The organism is Nonomuraea ceibae (genome assembly GCF_019396325.1).
Lineage (GTDB): Bacteria > Actinomycetota > Actinomycetes > Streptosporangiales > Streptosporangiaceae > Nonomuraea > Nonomuraea ceibae.
In genome coordinates this window covers 25,576-46,680 of record NZ_JAHKRO010000075.1, presented here as the reverse complement: position 1 = coordinate 46,680, position 21,105 = coordinate 25,576, and the positions used below count along the sequence as shown (strand labels likewise).

The window sequence follows — 21,105 nt, the reverse complement described above, 5'->3', positions numbered from 1 at the left end:
GGCGCGGTGCCCAGGGCGGCCGAGCGGGCGGCGCGGGCCGTGCGCGCCCTGCTGGCCCGCCGCCCGGGGGCCCGCCTGGTCACCGTGCCGGGCCCGATGGGCGAGCACGCCGTCCGCGCCGCCGGCGGCGCCTGCGCCCTCGTCCGGCCCGGCGGCGCGGACGCCCTGGCCGTGACCACGGCGGAGGACACGCGGCGGGCCGTGGCGGCGCTGGCCGGGGTGGACCTGCTGCTGTTCGCGGGCGGCGACGGCACCGCCAGGGACGTGCTGGACGCGCTGCGCGAGCTGGGCGACCAGGCGCCGCCCGTGCTCGGCGTGCCCGCCGGGGTCAAGGTCTACTCGGGATGCTTCGCCGTCAGCCCCGCCACGGCGGGCCTGGTGGCGGCCGGGTTCCGGCCCGGCCCCACCGCCGAGGCCGAGGTCGTCGACCTGGACGAGGACGGCTACCGGCGCGGCCTGGTCGGCCACCGCCTGTACGGGACCGTCCGCGTCCCGCGGGCCCGCACCGCCTTCTCCGGCCGCAAGACCGGCTCCTCCGGCACTCCCCCGGCCACGGTCGGCGCGATCGCCCGCGAGGTCGTGTCCCGGATGCGACCCGGCGTCCGGTACGTCCTCGGCCCCGGCGCCACCACCCGGGCGGTCGGCGACGAGCTGGGGCTGGCCACGACGCTGCTCGGCGTGGACGTGGTCGGCGACGGCCGGCTGATCGCCGCCGACGTGCCGGAGGCCGAGCTGTTCGGCCTGGTCAGCCGGGGGAAGACGGTGGTGGTGCTGTCGGTGATCGGCGGGCAGGGATTCGTCCTGGGCCGGGGCAACCAGCAGATCTCGCCCCGGGTGCTCAGGGCCTCCGGGGCCACGCTGCTCGTCCTGGCCACTCAGCCCAAGCTCGCCGCGCTGAACGGCCGCCCCCTGCTCGCCGACAGCGGCGACGAGGACCTCGACAGAACACTGAGCGGGCACGTCCGGGTGATCACCGGGCACCGCGAGAGCACGATCTACCGCCTCAGCGCGGCAAGTGAGGAGTACGACGGATGAACACGCTCGACGGCAAGGTCGCGATCGTCACGGGCGGCGCGTCCGGCATCGGCCGCGCCACGGCCCTGCTGTTCGCCCGCGAGGGCGCCCGCGTGGTGGTGGCCGACATCGACGGCCCCGGCGCGCAGGCGACGGCGGCGGCGATCGAGGAGGCGGGCGGCGCCGCCGTGGCGGTGCGCGCCGACGTGTCGGCCTCGGACGACTGCCGCGAGGTCGTCCGCACGGCCGTCGACACGTTCGGTGCCCTGCACGTGCTGTTCAACAACGCCGGGATCATCCGCCGCACCACGGCGCTCGACCTCGACGTGGAGGAGTGGGACCGGGTCATGGCGGTCAACGTCCGGTCCGTCTTCCTCATGTGCAAGCACGCCGTCCCGGCGATGACCGGCGGCGGCTCCATCGTGAACACCGGCTCCGGGTGGGGGCTCAAGGGCGGCGGCAACGCCATCTCCTACTGCGCCTCCAAGGCCGCCGTGGTCAACATGACCCGCGCCCTGGCCATCGACCACGCCGCGGCCGGCATCCGCGTCAACTCCGTCAACCCGGGCGACACCGACACGCCGATGCTGCGCGACGAGGCGCGCCAGCTCGGCGAGGACTGGACGGCCTTCCACGCCGACGCCGCCGACCGGCCGATGGGCCGCGCCGGCAGCCCCGACGAGATCGCCCAGGCCGTGCTCTTCCTGGCGAGCGACGCCGCCAGCTACGTCACCGGGTCCGCCCTCGTCGTCGACGGCGGCGGGCTCGCCTGACCTCCCCCACACCCCCCACGCACAACCCCCCGAAGGAGTCCACCATGAGGCGTGCCCTCGCAATCCTGGGCGTGCTCGCCCTCGCGACCACCGCGTGCAGCGGCAGCGGCGGCGGGAACGTCCCCGGCACCGGCGACGGCCCTGTCACCGTCCGCTGGTCCACCTGGGGATCGGCCGAGGACCTGAAGCTGTACGAGGCGTTCACCCAGGACTTCCAGAAGCGCCACCCGAACATCCGGCTCAAGCTGGAGTCGGTCGCCAAGTACGAGGACTACCACCCCAAGCTGCTCACCCAGCTCACCAGCAAGACCGCGCCCGACGTGTTCTTCGTCGGCGACGACAACGTCGGCAAGTTCGTCGCCGCGGGCGTGCTCTCCCCGCTCAACGACAAGCTCGCCGGGCCCTCCTCCAAGAGCCGCCCGGACGACTTCTTCGAAGGCGTGTACGGCGGCGCGAAGAAGGACGGCCAGATCTACGGCGTCCCCAACGACACCAACCCCGAGGTGCTCTGGTACGACAAGAAGGCGCTCAAGGACGCCGGCATCGCCGAGGACCCCGCCGCCCTGCACGAGGCCGGCCAGTGGACGATGGACACGTACCTGGCCATGAACGCCAAGCTCAAGGCCGCGGGGAAGGCCGGGTCCATCTTCTGGAACTGGTACGGCTCCACGTACTCGATGATCAACGGCTTCGGCGGGAAGGTGTGGGACGGCGGCAAGTTCGTCGCCGCCACCGACGCCAAGTCCGTGGAGGCGCTGCGCACGCTGGCCAAGGGCTACCAGGACAAGACGTTCCTCAGCGCCGACCTGCTGCCCGCCAGCAACGGCGCGAGCACGCAGTTCCTCAAGCACAAGGTGGGCTTCTACGCCGGCGGCCGGTGGATGATCGACTCGCTGAAGAAGGGCGGCGAGCTGGCCGACTACGACATCGTGCCGTTCCCCTCGCCCGACGGAAAGCCGATGCCGGGCGCCGTCGCCGCCTCCTACCTGTCGATCAACAAGGAGACGAAGCTGCCGGAGGAGGCGTTCATGTTCCTGACGGAGTTCGTCAGCAAGGAGGGCCAGCTCATCCGGCTCAAGAGCGGCGGCGCGGTGCCGTCGATCAAGGGCGCCGAGCAGATCGTGCTGGCCGACGGCTACCCGGCGCACGCGCAGACGTTCCTCGACGTGCGTGACACCGGGTTCGCGAACTACCCCGAGGAGGTGGCCGTGCCCGGTCTCACCGCCGCGATCAACGAGCACCTGATGAAGGTGTGGACCGGCAAGGTGCCCTTCGACCAGGGCATGACCGAGCTGGGCTCGCTCGTCGAGAGCAAGCTGGGCTAGCCGTGGCGCTCGACACCGGGGCCCGGACCGGGCCCCGCACCGGGAGCGCCCGTCCTGGGGCTCGCGCCGGCCGGGTGCGCCACCGTGACGGCTGGTGGGCCGCGTTCTTCCTGGCGCCGCAGGTCAGCGCGCTGGTCGTGTTCCTGGTCGGGCCGCTGTGCTTCGCCGTGGTCCTGGCGTTCATGCACTGGGACGGGCTCGGTCAGAAGGAGTGGGCGGGGCTGGCCAACTTCGCCGCCGTGCTCACCGACCCGCAGTTCGGGCGCGCGGTGTGGAACACCGTCAAGCTCGCGGTGCTCACCGTGCCCGCCGGGCTCGGCCTGGCGCTGCTGATCGCCGTCGCGCTCAACAACGTCCGGGGCAGCGGCTTCTACCGGGTGCTGTACTTCCTGCCGGTGGTCACCAGCTCGGTCGCCGTCGCGCTGATGTGGCAGATCATCCTCGCGGGCGACGAGTTCGGCGTGCTCAACACGAGCCTGGAGCAGTGGTTCGGCATCACCGCCCCCGACTGGCTGGGCGACCCGGACTGGGTGATCGTCGCCATCGCGGCGGTGACGATCTGGTCGTCGCTCGGCCTCAACGTGGTGATCTTCCTGGCCGGGCTGCAGACCATCCCGCCGCAGATCGTCGAGGCCGCCCGCATGGACGGCGCCGGCCCCGTGCGGATCTTCCGCTCCGTCACGCTGCCGCTGCTCTCGCCGACGATCTTCTTCTCCACCGTGGTCGCCGTCATCAGCTCGTTCCAGGCGTTCGACCAGATCTACGTGCTGGTCAACCCCCAGGACAACGACGGCGCGCGGACCATCGTCTACCAGGTGTACGAGCTGGGCTTCCGCGACTTCCAGTTCGGGCTGAGCAGTGCCGCCGCGCTGATCCTGCTGGTGCTGACGCTGCTCGTGACCCTCGTCCAGTTCGCGGCGCAGAAGCGCCTCGTCCACTACGACTCGTGAGGGGGCCCGCATGCGACCCCGGCAGATAGCCCTGCACGCCGCGCTCGCCGTCGGCGGCCTGGTGATGCTGTTCCCGTTCGTCTGGATGCTGCTGACGTCGTTCAAGGGCGTCCGCCAGATGCTGAACGACCCGCTGGCCTGGCTGCCCGACCCGTGGCGCTGGGCCAACTATCCCGACGCGCTCGGCGCCATGCCGTTCGGCCTCGCGTACTGGAACAGCTTCTACATCGCCGCGATCAACGTCACGCTGACGCTGCTCACCTCCGCCATGGCCGCCTACGCCTTCGCCCGGATCCGCTTCCGCGGGTCCGAGGTGCTGTTCGTGGTGTTCCTGGCCACCCAGATGGTGCCCTCGCAGGTGACGGTCGTGCCCCTCTACCTGATGCTGGCCGAGCTGGGGTGGATCGACTCCCACCTGTCGCTCATCGTGCCCACCGTCGCGAACCCGTTCGCGGTCTTCCTGCTGCGCCAGTTCATCCGGGCCGTCCCGGTGGAGCTGGAGGAGGCCGCCAGGATCGACGGCGCCGGGCGCTGGCGGTGCTTCTGGAACGTGGTGCTGCCGAACATCCGGCCCGGCCTGGGCGCCCTCGGCATCATCGCCTTCCTGGCATCCTGGAACTCGTTCTTCTTCCCCCTGATCTTCCTGAACTCCCCCGAGCTGGCCACGGTGCCGCTGCTGCTGAGCCAGTTCTCCGGCCAGCGCATGGCCGTGGACTACGGGCTGATCCTGGCCGCCTCCGCGATCGCGGTGGTGCCCACGCTGATCGCCTTCCTGTTCGGGCAGCGCAGGATCATCAATTCGATGGCCGCGTCCGGGCTGGGAGGCCGCTGATGCTGGATCTGCGCGAGCGCCCGTTCACCGACCGGGGCTCCCGGCTGCTCGTGATGGCGGCCGACGACGGCTCCCTGTGGATCGCCAGGGCGCTGTACGAGACGCGGCTCGCCGACGCGACCGTCCTGACGGGGCTGCGGGTCCTGTCGGGCGATCGGGAGCTTCCGGTACGGCGTGCGCTGCCGGACCGGGTGGAGTTCGCGGGCGGGGTGACGATGGCGTTCGCCGGGCCGGACACGCTCGTCCTCACCGGCCGCGACGCCCGCGCCGTGTGGGACGGCGGCGAGGCCCCCATCGACGGAGTCCTCCCCCTCACCACCCCGGACGGCCCTTCCACCGGAGGCCCCACCCCGGGCGGTTCCTCGCCCGGAGGGCCGGGGTTGGATGGCGGGGCGGTGGTGGCGGCGGCCGGGGCGCGGTGGCGGGCGTGGTTCGACCGGATGCCCGCCGTGCCGCCCGGCCTGAGGGAACGGGCCGAGCAGGCGTGGTGGACGCTGGCGGTGAACCTGGTGCCGATCCGGGGCCGGGAATCCCTCATCCCCTCCAAGTACGGATATGTCGGCTTATGGAACTGGGATGCGTACTTCCACGCCATCGCCCTCCGCCACGCCGACCCCGCCCTGGCCAGGGAGCAGATCCGCATCCTGCTCGACAACCAGCGCCCCGACGGCCTGATCCCCGACGTGGTGCACGACCACGGCGTGCTGGCCGAGACCACCGACCTGCCCCGCTCCGACCTGGCCAGGCTCGCCCAGCACGTCGGCGGCCCGCCGGACCCCACGGTCGTCCCGGTCACCAAGCCGCCGCTCACCGCCTGGGCCGTGTGGAAGATCCACGAGGCCGACCCCGACCCCGCCTTCCTGGCAGAGGTGTTCGAGCCGCTCGCCCGCTCCCAGGAGTGGTGGTTCACCCGTTCGGACCCCGACGGCGACGGCCTGGCCGAGTACCTGCACCCGTACTCCTCCGGCCTCGACGACAGCCCGATCTGGGACCACGGCCCGCGCGCCGAGCCGCCGGACCTGAACTCCTACCTGGCGCTCCAGTACGACCGGCTCGGCGACATCGCCGCCGTGCTCGGCCGTGACCCGGGCCCGTGGCGGGAGAGGGCGCAGGCGCTGGTGGACCGCATGGTCGCGCGCCGGTGGAACGGCCGCCGCTTCGTCACCCGGGTGGGCGGGGGCGAGGTGGACGTGCGCACGCCGCTGGAGTTCATGCCGCTGCTCACCGGCAGGCTCCCCCGGCAGGTCGCGGACCGGCTGGTGGCGGACCTGACGTCGCCGTCGTTCTGGGGCGAGCGGCCGGTGCCGACCGTGGCGTTCGACGACCCGCAGTTCGACCCGGACGCGATGTGGCGCGGCCCGGTGTGGCTGAACGTCAACTACCTGCTCGTCGAGGGGCTGCGCCGCTCCTGCTACCCGGACACGGCCGCCGAGCTGCGGGAGCGGACGCTGGCGATGGTCCGCGACGGCGGCGGGCTGTACGAGTACTGGAACCCGCGCACCGGCCGCCGCGCGGGCCGGGCGACCAGCGGCTTCGGCTGGTCGGCCGCCCTGTTCCTGGATCTCGCGCACACCGGCTGACCTGAGGTTTCCGCCCGTCCACCGGGGTACCGGACGGGTGAGGACCTGGGAGGCCGGATGCGCTCGTCGATCTCGCTGGGCCGCGTCGGCGGCGTCGCCGTCGGGCTGAACGCCAGCGTGCTGTTCATCGTCGCGATCCTGGTCGTGGGCCTGGCCTTCGGGAGCTTCCCCGCGCTGTTCCCGGGCCGGGCCACGGCGCTCTACCTGCTGGCGGCGCTGGCGGCGGCGGTGCTGTTCCTGGCGTCGCTGCTGGCGCACGAGCTCGCGCACGCGCTGGTGGCCCAGCGTCACGGCATCGAGGTGCCGAGGATCACGCTGTGGCTGCTCGGCGGCGTGGCCGAGCTGCGCGGCGAGCCCCGCACTCCGGGCGCCGACCTGAAGATCGCCGTGGTGGGGCCGCTGACCAGCCTGGCCTGCGGGATCGTGTGCGGCGCGGTGGCGATGCTGCTGTCCGGCGCGCCCCTGGCGGCGGGCGTCTTCCTCTACCTGGCCGGGCTGAACGTCCTCCTGGCCGTGTTCAACCTGATCCCGGCCGCGCCGCTGGACGGCGGCCGGGTGCTGCGCGCCGCGCTGTGGGCGCGCTCGGGCGACCGGACGCGCGCCGCGGTCACCGCCGCCCGCGCGGGCCGGGTGTTCGGGTACGCGCTCGTCGCGCTCGGGCTCTTCCAGGTCGTCACCGGCCTCGGCTTCCAGGGGCTGTGGCTGGCGCTGATCGGCCTGTTCCTGGTCAACGCCGCCGGCGCGGAGGAGCGGCAGACCCAGGTGTCCTCGGCGCTGGGCGGCGTCCGCGTCGGCGACGTGATGACCGGGCCGCCCGTGGTCGCCCGTCCTGACGAGACCGTCGCGGGGCTGATCGAGCGCCTGGTCATGACGAGCCGCCTGTCCACGTACCCGCTCACCGACGAGCGCGGCGCCTTCCTCGGCCTGGTGACGCTCAACCGCATCCGGGACGTGCCGCCCGCCGCGCGGGAGACGACCCGGCTGAGCGACATCGCCTGTCCCGCCGGGGACGTGCCGAGTGCCCGCCCGGACGAGCCGCTGACCGGCCTGCTGTCGCGGATGGACGGCTGCGCCGACGGGCGGGCCGTGGTGCTGGACCCGTCGGGCCGGCTGATCGGCCTGCTCACGCCGACCGACATCAGCCGCGCCATCCAGACCGCCGGCCTTCGTCCCGGGCCCTGACGGCGCTCCCGGGCGGTGACGCCCCCGTACGGCGAGGTCCCCGCGGCGGAGTGACTGCGCCCGCCGTCCTCTACAGGCTGTAGAGTGAGCGCGAAAATCGGATGAAAGTGGTGGGGGCGTGCTGCGCTGGTTCCGGATCGTGGCGGTGGCCGAGGCGTGCTCGTGGGCCGGGCTGCTCGTCGGGATGTTCTTCAAGTACGTGACCGAGACCGGCGAGCTCGGCGTGAAGGTGTTCGGGCCGATCCACGGCGCGCTGTTCGTGCTGTACGGGCTCGGTGTGATCCTGTCGGCGCGGGAGGCGGGCTGGAGCCGGGGCACGATCGTGCTCGGCCTGGCGTGCGCGGTGCCCCCGTTCACCTCGATCTGGTTCGAGCGGCGGATGGCGGGGCGCACGGAGGCCCGCCAGCTCGCCTGAGCGTTAACCGCGCTCTTACCACCGATCTGCGGGAATGCCACCATGCGAATTCTGGTGGCCGAGGACGAGCGGGTCCTGGCGGATCTCGTGGCCGAGGGGCTGCGCGGGCGGGCGATGACGGTCGACGTCGCCTACGACGGCGCGGACGCGCTGGAGCGGCTCGCGGCCGGCGCCTACGACGTGCTGGTCCTGGACCGCGACCTGCCCCGGCGGCACGGTGACGACATCTGCCAGGAGCTGGCCCAGCGCGGCGACCCGGTGCGCATCCTCATGCTGACCGCCTCGGGCACGGTGCACGACCGCGTCGCCGGCCTGAACCTGGGCGCCGACGACTACCTGCCCAAGCCGTTCGCCTTCGACGAGCTGGCGGCCCGGGTCGGCGCGCTCGCCCGGCGGTCCGGGCCGCCGCTGCCGCCGGTGCTGGAGCACGCCGGCATCACCCTGGACACCGGCGCCCGCGAGGCGTTCCGCGACGGCCGCCCGCTGGCGCTGTCGCGCAAGGAGTACGGGGTGCTGGAGGTGCTGATGCGGGCGCGCGGCACCGCCGTCAGCGCCGAGGAGCTGCTGGAACGCGCCTGGGACGAGCAGACGGACCCGTTCACCACGGTCGTGAAGGTGACGGTGAGCAAGCTGCGCGCCAAGCTGGGCCTGCCACCGGTCATCGTCACCGTGCCGGGCGCCGGGTACCGCTTGTGAGACCGCGGCGGATCCGGCCGCTGGGCCGCCTCTCGGTGCGGGCCCGGATGACGCTGCTGTACGGCGGGATCTTCACGGTCATCACGCTGGGGGCGCTGGTGGTGGCGCAGCGGCTCCAGGGGGACGCCGTCGGCAGGAACCTCCAGGACGTGGCGGTCCGGCGGAAGGCCGACGGGCCGTGCGAGCCGGGCTCCCCCTGCCTGCCCCCGCCCGGGGTGGAGACGTTCGTCCGGGCGGACGAGCTCGAACAGGAGCTGGTGGACTCACAGCGGGTCATCACGCTCGTCACGTTCGTCGCGATCGCGCTGCTGGCGTTCGCGGTGTGCTGGTGGCTCACCGGGCGGCTGCTGCGCCCGCTGCACCGCATCACCGCCACCGCCCGCAGGCTGTCGCTGTCGACGCTGCACGAGCGCATCGCGCTGACCGGGCCGCAGGACGAGCTCAAGGAGCTGGCCGACACCTTCGACGCCATGCTCGACCGGCTGGAGCGCGCGGTGGCCGGTCAGCGCCGGTTCGTCGCCAACGCCTCGCACGAGCTGCGCACGCCGCTCGCCATCCAGCGCACCGCCGTCGAGGTCGGCCTGGCCGACCCCTCGCCGGAACGGCTGGCCTGGATCCGGGCCGAACTGCTGCGCAACACCGAGCGGTCCGAGCGGCTCATCGACGGCCTGCTCGTGCTGGCCCAGGGCGAGCGCGGCCTCGACGCGCCCGCGCCGGTGGACCTGGCGGCCGTGGTCGAGCAGGTCGTCGCGGAGCAGTCGCCGGCGGCGCGGGACAAGGACGTCACGGTCGCCGTCTCCGTCACCGGTGGCCCGGTCGTCGTGGCGGGCGACGAGGTGATGCTCACCCGGCTGGTGGCCAACCTGGTGGAGAACGCCGTCCGGCACAACCATCGGGGCGGGCGCGTCCTGGTCGAGCTGTCCCCGGCCGCCGGGCTGATCGTCGGCAACACCGGCCCGCTCGTCCCGCCGGGCAGGGCCGGCGAGCTGTTCGAGCCGTTCCGCAGGCTCGACCCGGACCGGACCGGCTCGGCGGGCGGCGCGGGGCTCGGGCTGTCGATCGTCGCCGCCATCACCGCCGCCCACGGCGGGCGCGTGGAGGCCGTCCCGAACCCGGACGGCGGCCTCCGCGTCACCGTGGCCCTCCCCCCGTCCACCTGATCGGACGCGGTCCGGGAATGACCGGCGAGCCGCCGCCGTTGTACAGAACAGCCGGGTCAGTTCCGTGTATGTGGTTTGCCCCGCACGCCTTCGGGCGGGCGGCTGTTTCTTCTTGAGAGATGGTGCGGTCGCAGCAAAGACAACCCCGGCCGGCGATCCGCGATCCCGCGGGTCACCCATCTCTGACGAGGAGACAACGCAATGGCACAGGGCACTGTGAAGTGGTTCAACGCTGACAAGGGCTTCGGCTTCATCGCCGTCGACGGCGGCGGCGCGGACGTGTTCGTCCACTTCTCCGAGATCCAGTCGGGCGGCTTCCGCAGCCTGGAGGAGAACCAGCGCGTCGAGTTCGACATCAACCAGGGCGCCAAGGGCCCCCAGGCCGTCGGCGTGACCGTTCTCTGATCCGCAGAGCGTGAAGACAGCCCCTCGTCCTCCGGGACGGGGGGCTGTCGCCGTCTCTACCGGGCGGCGCTGACGCCGAAGGCCGTCCAGCCCAGGTCGGGGAACCCGGCCGCGGCGGCGACCGCCGCGGAGGCCAGGTTGCCGGGCGCGTGCATGTACGTGGGCACGGCCCCCTCGTCGAGCACCCGGCGCGCCGCCTGGGCGACGAGCCGCCGGGCGAGCCCGCGCCCCTGCGCCCGGGGCTCGGTCACCACGGCCAGCTCGCGCCCGTGGTGGTCGTGCCGTTTGACGCCCACGCCGGCCAGGTGCGCGCCCGTGCGCGGGTCGCGCGCCACCAGCACCTCGCCGCCGAAGGGCCGCAGCCACTCGGGCACCTCCGGATCGGTGGCGGGCACCCACACCCCGGCGTCGGGCAGCGGCGCGGGCCGGGCCGTCCAGCGGTAGACGGCGGTGAACCAGGCGCGGGCGGGCGGCCCGAGCAGCGCGGGGACCCGCGGCCCGAAGCCGCCGGGGTCGTCGGCGTGCAGCTTCGCGACCTCCTCGGCGTGCTCGGGCAGCACCGAGAGCACGCCCCCGCCGGGACCGCCGACCCCGAGCACGGGATGGATCGCGCCGTCCCACGCGGGCAGCGCGCGCCCGGGATGGGCGACGACGTCCAGCGGCCCGCCGGGCGGCCAGGCTCCGAGCCACCGGGTCAGATGCTCGTGCAGCCTTCGCTCAGGAGTCATGCCCAGATCCTATACCCTCTGGGGGTACCGAGAGCGCGCGCTCCCACAGCATCACCACCGCCCTGACGTGGCCGGGGCCGTCCGGCGGGTCGAGCAGCGCGCCGTGCAACTGGGCCTCGATGCCCTGGACGGCCAGCAGCGCGTTCAGCTCGGGATCGGGGCCACCGGCTCCGAGGCGGCGCAGCTCGGCCGCCAGCGCGCGGGCGATCCGGCGCTCGGCGTCCCGGAAGCGGGCGACCAGGCCGGGGGTGCGGGGGACGTGGTCGTACAGCAGCCGGTGCAAATCCGGCCGGTCGGTGTGCAGCGCGGCCACGCCCTCCACCAGGTCGGTGAGCAGGGCCGACAGGGACGGCCGCCGCCCGGCCGCGCCGGCGAAGACCTGCGCGACCCGGTCGGCGCTCTCGGCGAGGTAGTGCTCGGCCAGCGCCACCAGCAGCGCGTCCTTGTTCGGGAAGTACTGGTACAGCGACCCGATGGACACCCCGGCGCGTTCGGCGATCTTGTTCGTGGTGGCGCCGGCGTAGCCGTGCCTCTGGAAAAGCTGAGCCGCCGCCTCCAGGATCGCCGCGACCGTCTGCCTGGAGCGCTGCTGGCGTGGCTGTTTACGGGGTGTGAGCACGACCCTCCAATGCGAGTACCGAAAACTGAGAATAGCTCGCATTATTGAAGGCGTTTCGCTCTCCCCTCGTGAACGGAGCCCTCTGTGCTGCCCGAACTCCTCGCCTACGGCGCCCGGGTGCTGCCCGGCCTGCTCCTGATCGGCGGCTGTTACGCGCTGGCGCGCGGTGAGCGCGACCCGCTCGCGCGCGTCATGGCGCTCGTGCTCGCCTTCATCTTGATCAGGGACGCGATGACCCCGCTCGGGTTCTGGCGGATCGGCACGGCGGGGGCGGTCCCGTGGCTGCGCTTCACCGACCAGGCGGGCGTCCTGGTGGTGTTCGGGCTGGGCACGGTGGCGGCGACGGTCGCGGTGCTGCGGCTGGACGCCGGGCTGCGGTCGCTGGTGCGCTGGGGGCGCTTCGGCCCCGGCACGGTCGTGTGGGGCGCGGGCGGCGGCGCGCTGGCCGCCGCGCCGGTGCTGCTGCTGTCGCTGACCACACCCCTGGACGGGCGCGGCGGCGCGGTCGCGGTCGCGCTGCTGCCAGTGCTGCTGCTGTTCAGCCTGTCGGGCAACCTCGCCGAGGAGGTGCTGTTCCGCGGCTTCCTCCAGGGACGGCTCGAACAGCGCCTGGACGCCACCCGCGCCGCCCTGCTGTCGGCGCTGCTGTTCGCCGCCTGCCACGCCTTCCTCGCCTCGACGGTCACCGACGCCGGCTGGCCGCTGCTGGCCTTCACCCTGTACGAAGGGCTGATCTGCGCGTTCCTGCGCGTGCGCCACGGGGTCACCACCGCCGCGCTCGCCCACGGGATCGCGATCTTCCTGCTGGCCGCCGGGCTGGTGTGATCGGTCAGTCCGGCTCGGTCGCGGCCAGGAGCCGAGCGGCGAAGGCACGGCAGCCCGCGGTGAACTCCGGGCCCGCGGTGATCCGGAAGTCGGCGTCCAGGAAGGCGAGGTTGAGGATCAGCCACTGCCAGGAGTCCAGCGCGAGGCTGACGCCGGTCCGCCCGTCGTCCAGCGCGCGGACCTCGGCGTCCTGGAACTTCAGCGCGTCGAGCACCGCGGCGGCCGGGGCGTCCACCAGGACGCTGACGTCCTGCTTGTCCCGGTTGATCCCCTGCCGCAGGTAGTCGGTGGCCGACTCGGCGGGCAGCGGGCGCGGCTCGTAGCGGTCGCCGGTGCCGGTCGCGCCGGTGACCCGGTCGAGGCGGAACACCCGCCAGTCGCCGCGCCCGAGATCCCAGCCGAGCACGTACCAGCGCAGCAGGTGGTGGATCTGCCGGTACGGCTCCACCCGCCGCTCGCTCCGGCCGCCGCGCGCGTCCGTGTAGGCGAACGACAGGACCTCGCGGCGCGCGATCGCGTCGGCGACCAGCGCGAGCTGCTGGGCGGGCACGCTCGGCGCGCGTTGCGGGCTCGTCTCCAGGCTGGCCCGCACCGCCGCGACGCGCGGGCGCAGCCGGGCGGGCAGGAACTGGTCCAGCTTGCCGTACGCGCGGGTCGCGGCGTCGTCGATCCCGCCCTCGGCCGCCGCCCCGACGGCGGCGAGCGAGGCGAGCGCCAGCAGCGTGGCCACCGCCTCGTCGTCGTCGAGGACGAGCGGCGGCATCGTGCGCCCGGCCGCGAGCCGGTAGTAGCCGCCGGGCCCTGGCTGGGTCTCGACGGGGTAGCCGTAGCCGCGCAGCCGGTCGACGTCGCGGCGCAGCGTGCGCGGGCTGACGCCGAGCCGCCGGGCCAGCTCCTCCCCGCCGAACGGCCGCCCGGTCTGCAGCGTCGACAGCAGGGCCAGCATGCGCTCGGTGACGTCCGCCATGCCTCGATCCTGCCATCGGACGCGGTCAGAATCCGGCCACATCTGCTCGTAGCGTGACGGCATGACAGCGCGCACCATCACCCTTCGTGGAGCCCGGACGAACAACCTGGCCGGTCTGGACGTCGACATCCCGCGCAACCGGCTGGTCGTGTTCGCGGGCGTGTCCGGCTCGGGCAAGTCGTCGCTGGTGTTCGACACGATCGCCGCCGAGGCGGGCCACCAGCTCAACGAGACGTTCCCGCCGTTCGCCCGCAACCGGCTGCCGAAGTGGACGCGCCCTGACGTCGAGCACATCGGCGGCCTGACCCCCGTGGTCGTCATCGACCAGCGGCGCATCGGCGGCAACGCCCGCTCGACGGTCGGCACGATCACGGACGCGTGGACGTACCTGCGGCTTCTGTTCTCCCGCCTCAGCAGCCCGTACGTGGGCGAGTCGAACCGGTTCTCCTTCAACGAGCCCGCCGGCATGTGCCCCACCTGCTCCGGGCTCGGCGAGGTGGTGGTCAGCGCGGTCGACCGCTTCCTCGACCTGGACAAGTCCCTGGCCGAGGGCGCGATCCTGCTGCCCGGCTTCGGCAACGGCGGCTACTGGTACTCCCGGTACGCCGACATCGGCGCCTTCGACGCCCACACCCCGCTCCGCGACTGGACCCCGGCCGAACGCGAGGCGCTGCTGTACGGCGGCGAGGCCGCGGCCTCGCTCGGCAGCAGGCCGCCCCGGGACTACGAGGGCGTCGTCGAGCGGTTCGAACGCATCTACCTGCACACCTCCGACAACCTGTCCGAGCGCAAGCAGGAGGCCATCCGGCGCTTCACCCGCGCCGGGACCTGCCCCGAGTGCGGCGGCGACCGGCTCGCCAAGGCCGCCAGGACGGCCACCGTGCTCGGCCGCACGATCGGCGAGCTGTCCCGCATGGAGATCACCGAGCTCGCCGCCCTGGTCCGCACCATCGACTCCCCCGGCGTCGCGCCCGTCGTCGCCGCCCTGGTGGAACGGCTGGAGGCGATGGTCACGATCGGGCTCGGCTACCTCACGCTCGGCCGGGCGACCACGACGCTGTCCGGCGGCGAGTCGCAGCGGATCAAGATGGTCAAGCACCTGGGCTCCAGCCTCGCCGAGATGACGTACGTGGTCGACGAGCCGACCGTGGGCCTGCACCCGACCGACGTGGAGTCCATGATCGAGCTGCTGGAGCGGCTGCGCGACACGGGCAACACCGTGCTCGTCGTCGAGCACGACCCCGCCGTCATGGCGCACGCCGACCAGGTCGTCGAGATCGGGCCCGGCGCCGGCGCGGGCGGCGGGCGGCTCGTCTTCCAGGGGCCGTTCGACCGGTTGCGGGAGGCGGACACGCCAACCGGCCGCGCCCTGGCCCGGCGGCTGCCCGTCAACACCGCCCCTAGGCAGGCGACGGGCCACCTCACGGTGGCGGGCGCCTCCCGCAACAACCTGCGCGACCTCACCGTACGGATCCCCACAGGCGTGCTGACTGTGTTCACCGGGGTCGCCGGGTCGGGCAAGTCCAGCCTGGCCCACGAGCTGGTCGCCCAGCACGACGCCACGGTGATCGACCAGCGGCCGGTCAGCGCGAACCGCCGCTCGACCCCGATCACCTACACCGGGATCGCCCCGGCGATCCGCAGGCTGTTCGCCCGGCGCAACGGCGTCCCGGCCGCGCTGTTCAGCGCCAACTCCGAGGGCGCCTGCCCGGCGTGCAAGGGGCTCGGCGTGATCTACACCGACCTGGCGTTCATGGACGGCCAGGAGGTCCGGTGCGAGACCTGCGAGGGCCGCCGGTTCACCCCGGAGGTCCTGGCCCACACCGTGGACGGGCTGTCGATCGCCGACGTCGACGACCTCACCATCGCCGAGGCCGTCGACCGGCTGCCCGACCGGGCCATCGCGGACGCGCTGCGCCAGCTCTCCGCCGTCGGCCTCGGCTACCTGCGCCTGGGGCAGTCGCTGAGCACGCTGTCAGGCGGGGAGTGCCAGCGCGTCAAGATCGCCAAGGAGCTCCGGGAGTCGGCGCGGCCCACCGTGTACGTGCTCGACGAGCCGACGACCGGCCTGCACCCGAGCGACGTCGGCACGCTCCTGCGCGTCCTCGGCGACCTCGTCGCGCAGGGGCACACCGTGGTCGTCATCGAGCACAACCTGGACGTCGTCCGGCAGGCCGACTGGCTCGTGGACCTCGGGCCGGGGCCGGGCCGGCACGGCGGGAGCGTGCTGTACGAGGGCCCCGTCGCCGGCTGCACCGACCGCTCGACCCCCACCGGCCGCGCCCTCGCCGGATGATCGCGCCTGGTGATCGCGCCTGGTGATCGCGGGCGGCCCTCACCCGGCGCCCGGGCAGGTGGCGCCGGGCGGCGGGAGGCGCAGGCTGATCAGGTAGCGGTTGACGTGCGCGGTGACGCAGCCGCCAGGACCGGACAGGTACAGCGTGTGCCCGTGGCCCTCGTACCGGAGGCTGGACGAGCCTGGCACCCGGCGGACAGCGCGGGCCACCTCGTCGTGGTCCGTCCAGCTCCCCACCCCGAGCAGCGGCGGCAGCCCCCACGCGGGCAGCGGCGCCGGCGGGTTGGTGACCGGCGCGGGCCAGCCCGCGCAGGCCAGCGGCCACCACGAGCGCTGCCCGGCGAAGTGAGGCGACACCCGCTCCGCCTCGCGCAGCGCCTCACGGAAGGCGGCGTAGCTCCCGTACCCCTTGCCGTCCAGGCAGTGCGTCATGTTCTGGCCGGCGGCCGAGGGCACCTTGGCGCTGCCCGTGGCCTGCCTGACGTAGTCGGCGAACCCGGAGGCGTCGCCGCCCTCCGCCTTCTCGATCGCGGCGGCGAGCTGGACCCAGCGGGGCACCTCGGGCTCGCGGCCGGGCGAGACGAAGCTGGGCCCGGCGGCGACCTTCAGGTCGAACCCGCTGTAGGCGGCCCCCGACGGGTCGCCGCGCACCGGCACCGGCTTGCGATCGGCGGCGGTGACCAGCCGTCGCCACACCCCGGCCACGTCCCTGCCGTGCAGCGCGCAGGCGGTGTCCGCCCGGCACCAGGCGGCGAAGCGCACCAGCTGCCGCTCCAGCCGCGCGTACAGGGCGGGCTCGGTGGCGGCGACCGGCTCCTGGTGGTCGGCGGCGCCGTCCAGGACCATCGCGCGCACCCGGGCGGGGAACAGCCGGGCGTACGCCTCGGCGGGGTGGCCGCCGTAGGAGTTGGCCAGGAAGCTCAGCCGCGGCTCGCCGAGCGCCACGCGGACGGCCTCGATGTCGCGGGCGACGGAGGCGGAGTCCATGTGGTCGAACAGCTCCGGGTCGGCGGCGCGGCACCGCTCGGCGTGCTCCCGGTTCGCCCGCGCCAGCTCGGCCCACTCGGCGCGGTCGCCGGGCAGCGTGATCCACGGGCCGGTGGACAGGCACGCGTACGGCAGCGGGCCGCCGGGGACGGCGGTGTTGCGGGGGGCGAGGCTGACGACGTCGAACCGGTCGCGCAGCTTGGCGAACCGCGCGTGGTGCTGCTTCAGGTCGTCGATCCCCGACCCGCCGGGGCCGCCGGGGACGGAGAACAGGACGCCGATCCGGCGGCCCGCCCCGGAGGCGGGCAGCATCGCGACCGGCACGGTGATCGTGCGCCCGGCGGGCTTGTGCCAGTCGAGCGGCACCTCGACGGAGGCGCACCGCAGGTCCCCGGGCGCGTCCTTGTCCGCGCACGGCCGCCAGGCCAGGGCGGACGCCGCGCCGCCCGCGTCACCGGACGCGGGCGCCACCGCCGGTTCTGCCGGCATCCCTGGTGACAGCCCGGCCGCCGGCAGCACCGTGGGCAGGACCGCCGTCAGCGCCGTCAGCAGCACCGCGGCCGCGCCGGCGAGCAGCGGCCTGAGCCTGCGGCCCTTCAGCGCCGTGACCGTCGCGCCCGCCGCCAGCGCGACGGCGACGTGGCCCGCGAGCAGCGCCGCCGCCGCGACGGGCGGCAGCAGCCCGCCCACCCCGGCGACTTGCGCGGGCAGGTTCTCCAGCAGGTACGAGCCCACCTGGGCCCGCAGCGGCGACGGCAGCGCCTGCGCGGCCACGGGCAGCACCAGGAAGACCAGCACGAGCGCGACCAGGGTGCCCGACGTCGACCGGATCGCCGCGCCCGCCCCCAGCCCGACGAGGGCCGCCGCCGTCATGGACAGCCCCGAGACGGCCACCGACGCGAGCACGCCCGGCTCGGCGAGCGAGGTCCCCAGCGTCCCGCCGTCGAGCAGCAGCTGGTCCGCGCGGCTGCCGAGGACCGCCTGCGCGGCCCCGTGCATGGCGAACGCCAGGACCTGACCGGCGACCAGGGTGACGGCGGCCAGGCCCGGCACCTTGGCGAACAGGAACACCTGCCGCCTCGGCACGGCCGCCAGGCTGGTGCGGATCAGGCCGGTGGCGTGCTCGGCGGTGATCGTGAGCGCGCCCAGCGTGCCGAACACGACGTAGGCGATCGGCAGGCCGGTGCCCAGCCCGGCGCCGACGCCGGTGAAGCCCAGCCGCTCCTCGAACGTCTGCCGGTCGAACCCGCGCCCGATCAGGTACGCCACCCCGGCGCAGGCGAGCACGGCGAGCAGCGAGACGGCCAGCAGGTACGCGTTGGAGCGCAGCGAGCGGAGCTTGTGCCATTCGGCGGCGATCGCGTCCGTCATCGGCCCTGCTCCGTCCCGGTATGGGCGCCGTACTCGACGCTGTCCTCGGTGAGCTCCATGAACGCCTCCTCCAGCGATGCGCCGCGCGGTGTCAGCTCGCGCAGCGCGACGCCCGCGCCCAGCGCCAGCTCCCCGATCACCTCGGCATCCAGCCCCCGCACGGACAGCCCGCGCACGGACGGGTCGCGTGCGGGTGGACCGGGGGGCGCCTCTTCGGGGGTCACGGTGGCGCCGTGCGCGCGCAGGACCCCGGCCAGCCGTTCCGGGTCCGCGGCCCGGACGAGCACGTCGCGGCGGAAGCGGCCGGCCAGCTCGCCGATCGCCGTGTCCGCGATCAGCTTGCCGCGCCCGATGACGACGACGTGGTCGGCGGTGAGCGCCAGCTCGTTCATCAGGTGGCTGGACAGCAGGACGGTCCGCCCCTCGGCGGCCAGCGCCCGCAGCAGGTCGCGGATCCAGCGGATGCCCTCCGGGTCGAGCCCGTTCAGCGGCTCGTCGAACATCAGCACCGCCGGGTCGCCCAGCAGTGCCGCCGCGATCCCCAGCCGCTGCTTCATGCCCAGGGAGAAGCCGCCGATCCGCCGCCCGGCCACGTCCGTCAGCCCCACCTGGCCGAGCACCTCGTCCACCCGCCCGGCGCCGATGCCGTTGCTGCGGGCCAGGCAGCGCAGGTGGTCGCGGGCGGTCCGGCCGCCGTGCACGGCCCCGGCGTCGAGCAGCGCGCCCATCGTGCGCATCGGGCGGCGCAGCGACGCGTACGACCGCCCGTCCACCAGCGCCTCGCCTCCGGCGGGCACCTCCAGCCCGAGCACGGCCCGCATGGTGGTGGACTTGCCCGCGCCGTTGGGGCCCAGGAATCCGGTCACCAGGCCCGGTCTCACGCTGAAGGTCAGCCCGTCCACGGCGACCGTGCGGCCGTAGCGCATGGTCAGTCCCCGTACGTCGATCACGTCTCCCCCTCGTCCGGCATGGTCGGCCGGAACGAGCCTCGCGGTGCGCGGGCCCGGTCTCCAGGGGGGCCGGTCCACCTCCGGGGTGGGAATTCACCACCCCGGTGGTAGGCGCAGACCTACCGCCGCACGCTCGCGGGCACGGCAGACTGCAGGGGTGAAGGGGAGGAAGACCGTCGCCCGGCGGGCGCTCGGCGCCGTCGCCGGGGTGGGGGCGCTGGCGCTGAACGCCGCCACCGGGGTGGCCGCGCCCGTCCTGCTCGCCCTGCTGGCGTCGGGCGCCGCGCTGGCGCCGCTCACCGGGCGGCCGCTCGCGTGGGCGCGCGCGGCGGTGGGGCGGCTGGCCGGGCATCAGCGCCGGTGGGCGCGGCGGGTGCTCGCCCGGGACGGCGACCCGGCGGACGCACCGGCGGGCGGCACGGTGGATGCCTCGGCGGGCGGCCCGGCTGCCGCTCGGCGGGAGGTGCTGTGGCTGGCCGTGCATGCGGTGTCCGGACCGGCTCCCGTGGCCGTGGTGTGGGCGATGCTGGCGGCCCTCGACTATCTGTTCTTCCGGCTCCAGCCGTCCCGCCCGAGCATGCTGAACACGTACTCCATCAGCCTGGCCCTCGTGGCGATCGCGGTCGTGGCCCTGCTGGCCGTGCCGCTGTTCCGCACCGGGCAGGCGCGGCTGGCGCGGCTGCTGCTCGACGCGCGGCCCGCGCCGGACGCGCGCATCCGGGAGCTGACCGCCTCCCGCGCCGCGGTCGTCGACGCGCACGCCGCCGAGCTGCGCCGCATCGAACGCGACCTGCACGACGGCGCCCAGGCCAAGCTCATCGCCATCCGCATGAGCCTGGGGCTGGCGCGCGCCGCCGCCGACCCGGACGAGGTGCTGCGCGCGGTCGACGAGGCCAGGGAGGTCGCCGGTCAGGCCCTGACCGACCTGCGCGACCTGGTGCGCGGCATCCACCCGCCGGTGCTGGCCGACCGCGGCCTGCCGGGCGCGATCGGGGCGTCCGCGCTGCTCTGCCCGATCCCCGTCGACGTCGACGCCGAGCTGCCCGGCCGCCCGCAGCCGCCCGTCGAGTCGGCGGCGTACTTCGCGGCTGCCGAGGCGCTGGCCAACGTGGCCAAGCACAGCGGCGCGTCGCGGGCCTGGGTGCGGCTGCGGCACACCGGTGGCGTGCTGCGGCTGACGGTGGGCGACGACGGTCACGGCGGCGTGCGCCGCGACCTCGGCACCGGCGTGCGCGGTATCGAGGACCGGCTGTCGGCCTTCGACGGCACTCTCACCGTGGACAGCCCGCCGGGCGGGCCGACGGAGCTGATCATGGAGGTGCCGTGCGCGTTGTCATAGCCGAGGACCTGGCCCTGCTGCGCGACGGGCTGGTCCGCCTGCTGTCGGCGTACGGCTGCACCGTGGTGGAGGCGGTCGACAACGGCCCGATGCTGCTGGAGGCGCTGCTGCGGCACCGCCCCGACGTGTCGGTGATCGACGTGCGGCTGCCGCCGGGCTTCGCCGACGAGGGGCTGCGCGCCGCCCTGGAGGCGCGGGCCCGGGTGCCGGGGCTGCCGGTGCTGATCCTGTCGCAGTACGTGGAGCAGCTGTACGCCAGGGAGCTGCTGTCGGACCGGTCCGGCGGGGTGGGTTACCTGCTGAAGGACCGGGTGGGCGACGTCGACGGGTTCGTCGGCGCGGTGCGCCAGGTGGCGGCCGGGGGCACCGCGATGGACCCGGAGGTCGTCTCGCAGCTCCTCACCCGGCGCGGCCGGGACGAGCCGCTGGCCGCGCTGACGCCGCGCGAGCGGGAGGTGCTGGCCCTGATGGCGGAGGGCCTGTCCAACCTGGCGATCGCGGCGCGCTTCCGCGTCACCGACAAGGCGGTCGCCAAGCACACCACGAACATCTTCGCCAAGCTCGGCCTGCCGCCGTCCGACGACCACAACCGGCGCGTCATGGCGGTCCTGGCCTACCTCCAGGCCACCCCATAGCCACCCCCGGCCCCCACCATCCACCATCCACCGTCCACACTGACGAACCGGACGGG

The 21,105-nt window shown here is 74.2% G+C and carries 20 protein-coding genes; 15 read left to right on the top strand and 5 right to left on the bottom strand.

The features are described from left to right. The 11 genes from KME80_RS52180 to KME80_RS33980 all read left to right on the top strand — a co-directional run. A partial coding sequence (locus KME80_RS52180; protein ID WP_219510691.1) for an ATP-NAD kinase family protein occupies positions 1-1,035 on the top strand: 1,035 nt, incomplete at its 5' end. After that, the gene (locus KME80_RS34025; RefSeq protein WP_219510690.1) at positions 1,032-1,787 is read left to right on the top strand and encodes an SDR family NAD(P)-dependent oxidoreductase; all 756 of its coding nucleotides are present in this window, start codon (positions 1,032-1,034) and stop codon (positions 1,785-1,787) included. The genes KME80_RS52180 and KME80_RS34025, both read left to right, overlap by 4 nt. Positions 1,788-1,831: 44 nt before the next feature. Next, positions 1,832-3,112: an ABC transporter substrate-binding protein gene (locus KME80_RS34020; protein WP_219510688.1), complete on the top strand. Its 1,281-nt coding sequence runs from the start codon at positions 1,832-1,834 to the stop codon at positions 3,110-3,112. A 2-nt stretch (positions 3,113-3,114) separates the two neighbouring features. After that, positions 3,115-4,062, top strand: coding sequence for a carbohydrate ABC transporter permease (locus KME80_RS34015; protein ID WP_219510686.1), 948 nt, complete (start codon positions 3,115-3,117; stop codon positions 4,060-4,062). 10 nt (positions 4,063-4,072) lie between these two features. Continuing rightward, positions 4,073-4,894 carry a carbohydrate ABC transporter permease gene (locus KME80_RS34010; RefSeq protein ID WP_219510684.1) on the top strand — a complete coding sequence of 274 codons (822 nt, stop codon included), beginning with the start codon at positions 4,073-4,075 and terminating at the stop codon, positions 4,892-4,894. Further along, a complete protein-coding gene (locus tag KME80_RS34005) occupies positions 4,894-6,474 on the top strand; it encodes an amylo-alpha-1,6-glucosidase (RefSeq protein WP_219510682.1) in 1,581 nt (526 codons plus the stop codon). Before KME80_RS34010 ends, KME80_RS34005 begins: the two co-directional genes overlap by 1 nt. Before the next feature lie 57 nt (positions 6,475-6,531). Further along, complete coding sequence (locus KME80_RS34000; RefSeq protein WP_219510681.1) at positions 6,532-7,656, top strand: site-2 protease family protein; 1,125 nt, start codon at positions 6,532-6,534, stop codon at positions 7,654-7,656. A gap of 118 nt (positions 7,657-7,774) precedes the next feature. Then, positions 7,775-8,071 (top strand): DUF3817 domain-containing protein, encoded by a 297-nt coding sequence (locus KME80_RS33995; protein ID WP_219510679.1) that lies wholly within the window; start codon positions 7,775-7,777, stop codon positions 8,069-8,071. 42 nt (positions 8,072-8,113) lie between these two features. Further along, positions 8,114-8,767 carry a response regulator transcription factor gene (locus KME80_RS33990; protein ID WP_219510678.1) on the top strand — a complete coding sequence of 218 codons (654 nt, stop codon included), beginning with the start codon at positions 8,114-8,116 and terminating at the stop codon, positions 8,765-8,767. Continuing rightward, entirely contained in the window at positions 8,764-9,927 is a 1,164-nt protein-coding gene (locus KME80_RS33985) for a sensor histidine kinase (RefSeq protein ID WP_308126036.1), read from the top strand. Before KME80_RS33990 ends, KME80_RS33985 begins: the two co-directional genes overlap by 4 nt. Positions 9,928-10,128: 201 nt before the next feature. Further along, positions 10,129-10,332, top strand: a complete 204-nt coding sequence (locus tag KME80_RS33980) for a cold-shock protein (protein WP_219510677.1) — start codon at positions 10,129-10,131, stop codon at positions 10,330-10,332. A gap of 56 nt (positions 10,333-10,388) precedes the next feature. On the opposite strand, the gene KME80_RS33975 is transcribed toward KME80_RS33980, so the two are convergent. Both KME80_RS33975 and KME80_RS33970 read right to left on the bottom strand, forming a co-directional pair. Continuing rightward, entirely contained in the window at positions 10,389-11,060 is a 672-nt protein-coding gene (locus tag KME80_RS33975; protein ID WP_219510676.1) for a GNAT family N-acetyltransferase, read from the bottom strand. Continuing rightward, positions 11,050-11,679: a TetR/AcrR family transcriptional regulator gene (locus KME80_RS33970; RefSeq protein WP_308126035.1), complete on the bottom strand. Its 630-nt coding sequence runs from the start codon at positions 11,677-11,679 to the stop codon at positions 11,050-11,052. The genes KME80_RS33975 and KME80_RS33970 overlap by 11 nt, the downstream gene beginning before the upstream one ends. 84 nt (positions 11,680-11,763) lie before the next feature. On the opposite strand from KME80_RS33970, the gene KME80_RS33965 reads away from it, so the two are divergent. Next, positions 11,764-12,504 (top strand): CPBP family glutamic-type intramembrane protease, encoded by a 741-nt coding sequence (locus tag KME80_RS33965; protein WP_308126034.1) that lies wholly within the window; start codon positions 11,764-11,766, stop codon positions 12,502-12,504. Positions 12,505-12,508: 4 nt separating this feature from the next. On the opposite strand, the gene KME80_RS33960 is transcribed toward KME80_RS33965, so the two are convergent. Further along, positions 12,509-13,471: a helix-turn-helix transcriptional regulator gene (locus KME80_RS33960; protein WP_219510674.1), complete on the bottom strand. Its 963-nt coding sequence runs from the start codon at positions 13,469-13,471 to the stop codon at positions 12,509-12,511. 61 nt (positions 13,472-13,532) lie between these two features. Between KME80_RS33960 and KME80_RS33955 the strand changes: the two genes are divergently transcribed. Continuing rightward, positions 13,533-15,767 (top strand): ATP-binding cassette domain-containing protein, encoded by a 2,235-nt coding sequence (locus tag KME80_RS33955; protein WP_219510673.1) that lies wholly within the window; start codon positions 13,533-13,535, stop codon positions 15,765-15,767. 39 nt (positions 15,768-15,806) lie between these two features. Here the strand turns inward: KME80_RS33955 and KME80_RS33950 are convergent, their stop codons facing one another. Both KME80_RS33950 and KME80_RS33945 read right to left on the bottom strand, forming a co-directional pair. Further along, positions 15,807-18,125 carry an alpha/beta fold hydrolase gene (locus KME80_RS33950; protein WP_219510672.1) on the bottom strand — a complete coding sequence of 773 codons (2,319 nt, stop codon included), beginning with the start codon at positions 18,123-18,125 and terminating at the stop codon, positions 15,807-15,809. After that, complete coding sequence (locus KME80_RS33945) at positions 18,122-19,075, bottom strand: ABC transporter ATP-binding protein (RefSeq protein ID WP_219510671.1); 954 nt, start codon at positions 19,073-19,075, stop codon at positions 18,122-18,124. The genes KME80_RS33950 and KME80_RS33945 overlap by 4 nt, the downstream gene beginning before the upstream one ends. A 157-nt stretch (positions 19,076-19,232) precedes the next feature. Here KME80_RS33945 and KME80_RS33940 point away from each other — a divergent pair, with 157 nt between their 5' ends. Then, positions 19,233-20,414, top strand: a complete 1,182-nt coding sequence (locus KME80_RS33940; RefSeq protein WP_308126033.1) for a sensor histidine kinase — start codon at positions 19,233-19,235, stop codon at positions 20,412-20,414. Then, positions 20,399-21,049, top strand: a complete 651-nt coding sequence (locus tag KME80_RS33935; RefSeq protein ID WP_219510669.1) for a LuxR C-terminal-related transcriptional regulator — start codon at positions 20,399-20,401, stop codon at positions 21,047-21,049. The genes KME80_RS33940 and KME80_RS33935 overlap by 16 nt, the downstream gene beginning before the upstream one ends. The last annotated feature ends 56 nt before the right edge of the window (positions 21,050-21,105 follow it).

Excerpts from the sequence above, each read along its gene's own strand:
- KME80_RS34025 (WP_219510690.1), top strand. The coding sequence starts at position 1,032 with ATGAACACGCTCGACGGCAAGGTCGCGATCGTCACGGGCGGCGCGTCC.
- KME80_RS34020 (WP_219510688.1), top strand. The coding sequence starts at position 1,832 with ATGAGGCGTGCCCTCGCAATCCTGGGCGTGCTCGCCCTCGCGACCACC.
- KME80_RS34010 (WP_219510684.1), top strand. The coding sequence starts at position 4,073 with ATGCGACCCCGGCAGATAGCCCTGCACGCCGCGCTCGCCGTCGGCGGC.
- KME80_RS34005 (WP_219510682.1), top strand. The coding sequence starts at position 4,894 with ATGCTGGATCTGCGCGAGCGCCCGTTCACCGACCGGGGCTCCCGGCTG.
- KME80_RS34000 (WP_219510681.1), top strand. The coding sequence starts at position 6,532 with ATGCGCTCGTCGATCTCGCTGGGCCGCGTCGGCGGCGTCGCCGTCGGG.
- KME80_RS33990 (WP_219510678.1), top strand. The coding sequence starts at position 8,114 with ATGCGAATTCTGGTGGCCGAGGACGAGCGGGTCCTGGCGGATCTCGTG.
- KME80_RS33980 (WP_219510677.1), top strand. The coding sequence starts at position 10,129 with ATGGCACAGGGCACTGTGAAGTGGTTCAACGCTGACAAGGGCTTCGGC.
- KME80_RS33975 (WP_219510676.1), bottom strand. The coding sequence starts at position 11,060 with ATGACTCCTGAGCGAAGGCTGCACGAGCATCTGACCCGGTGGCTCGGA.
- KME80_RS33960 (WP_219510674.1), bottom strand. The coding sequence starts at position 13,471 with ATGGCGGACGTCACCGAGCGCATGCTGGCCCTGCTGTCGACGCTGCAG.
- KME80_RS33955 (WP_219510673.1), top strand. The coding sequence starts at position 13,533 with ATGACAGCGCGCACCATCACCCTTCGTGGAGCCCGGACGAACAACCTG.
- KME80_RS33950 (WP_219510672.1), bottom strand. The coding sequence starts at position 18,125 with ATGACGGACGCGATCGCCGCCGAATGGCACAAGCTCCGCTCGCTGCGC.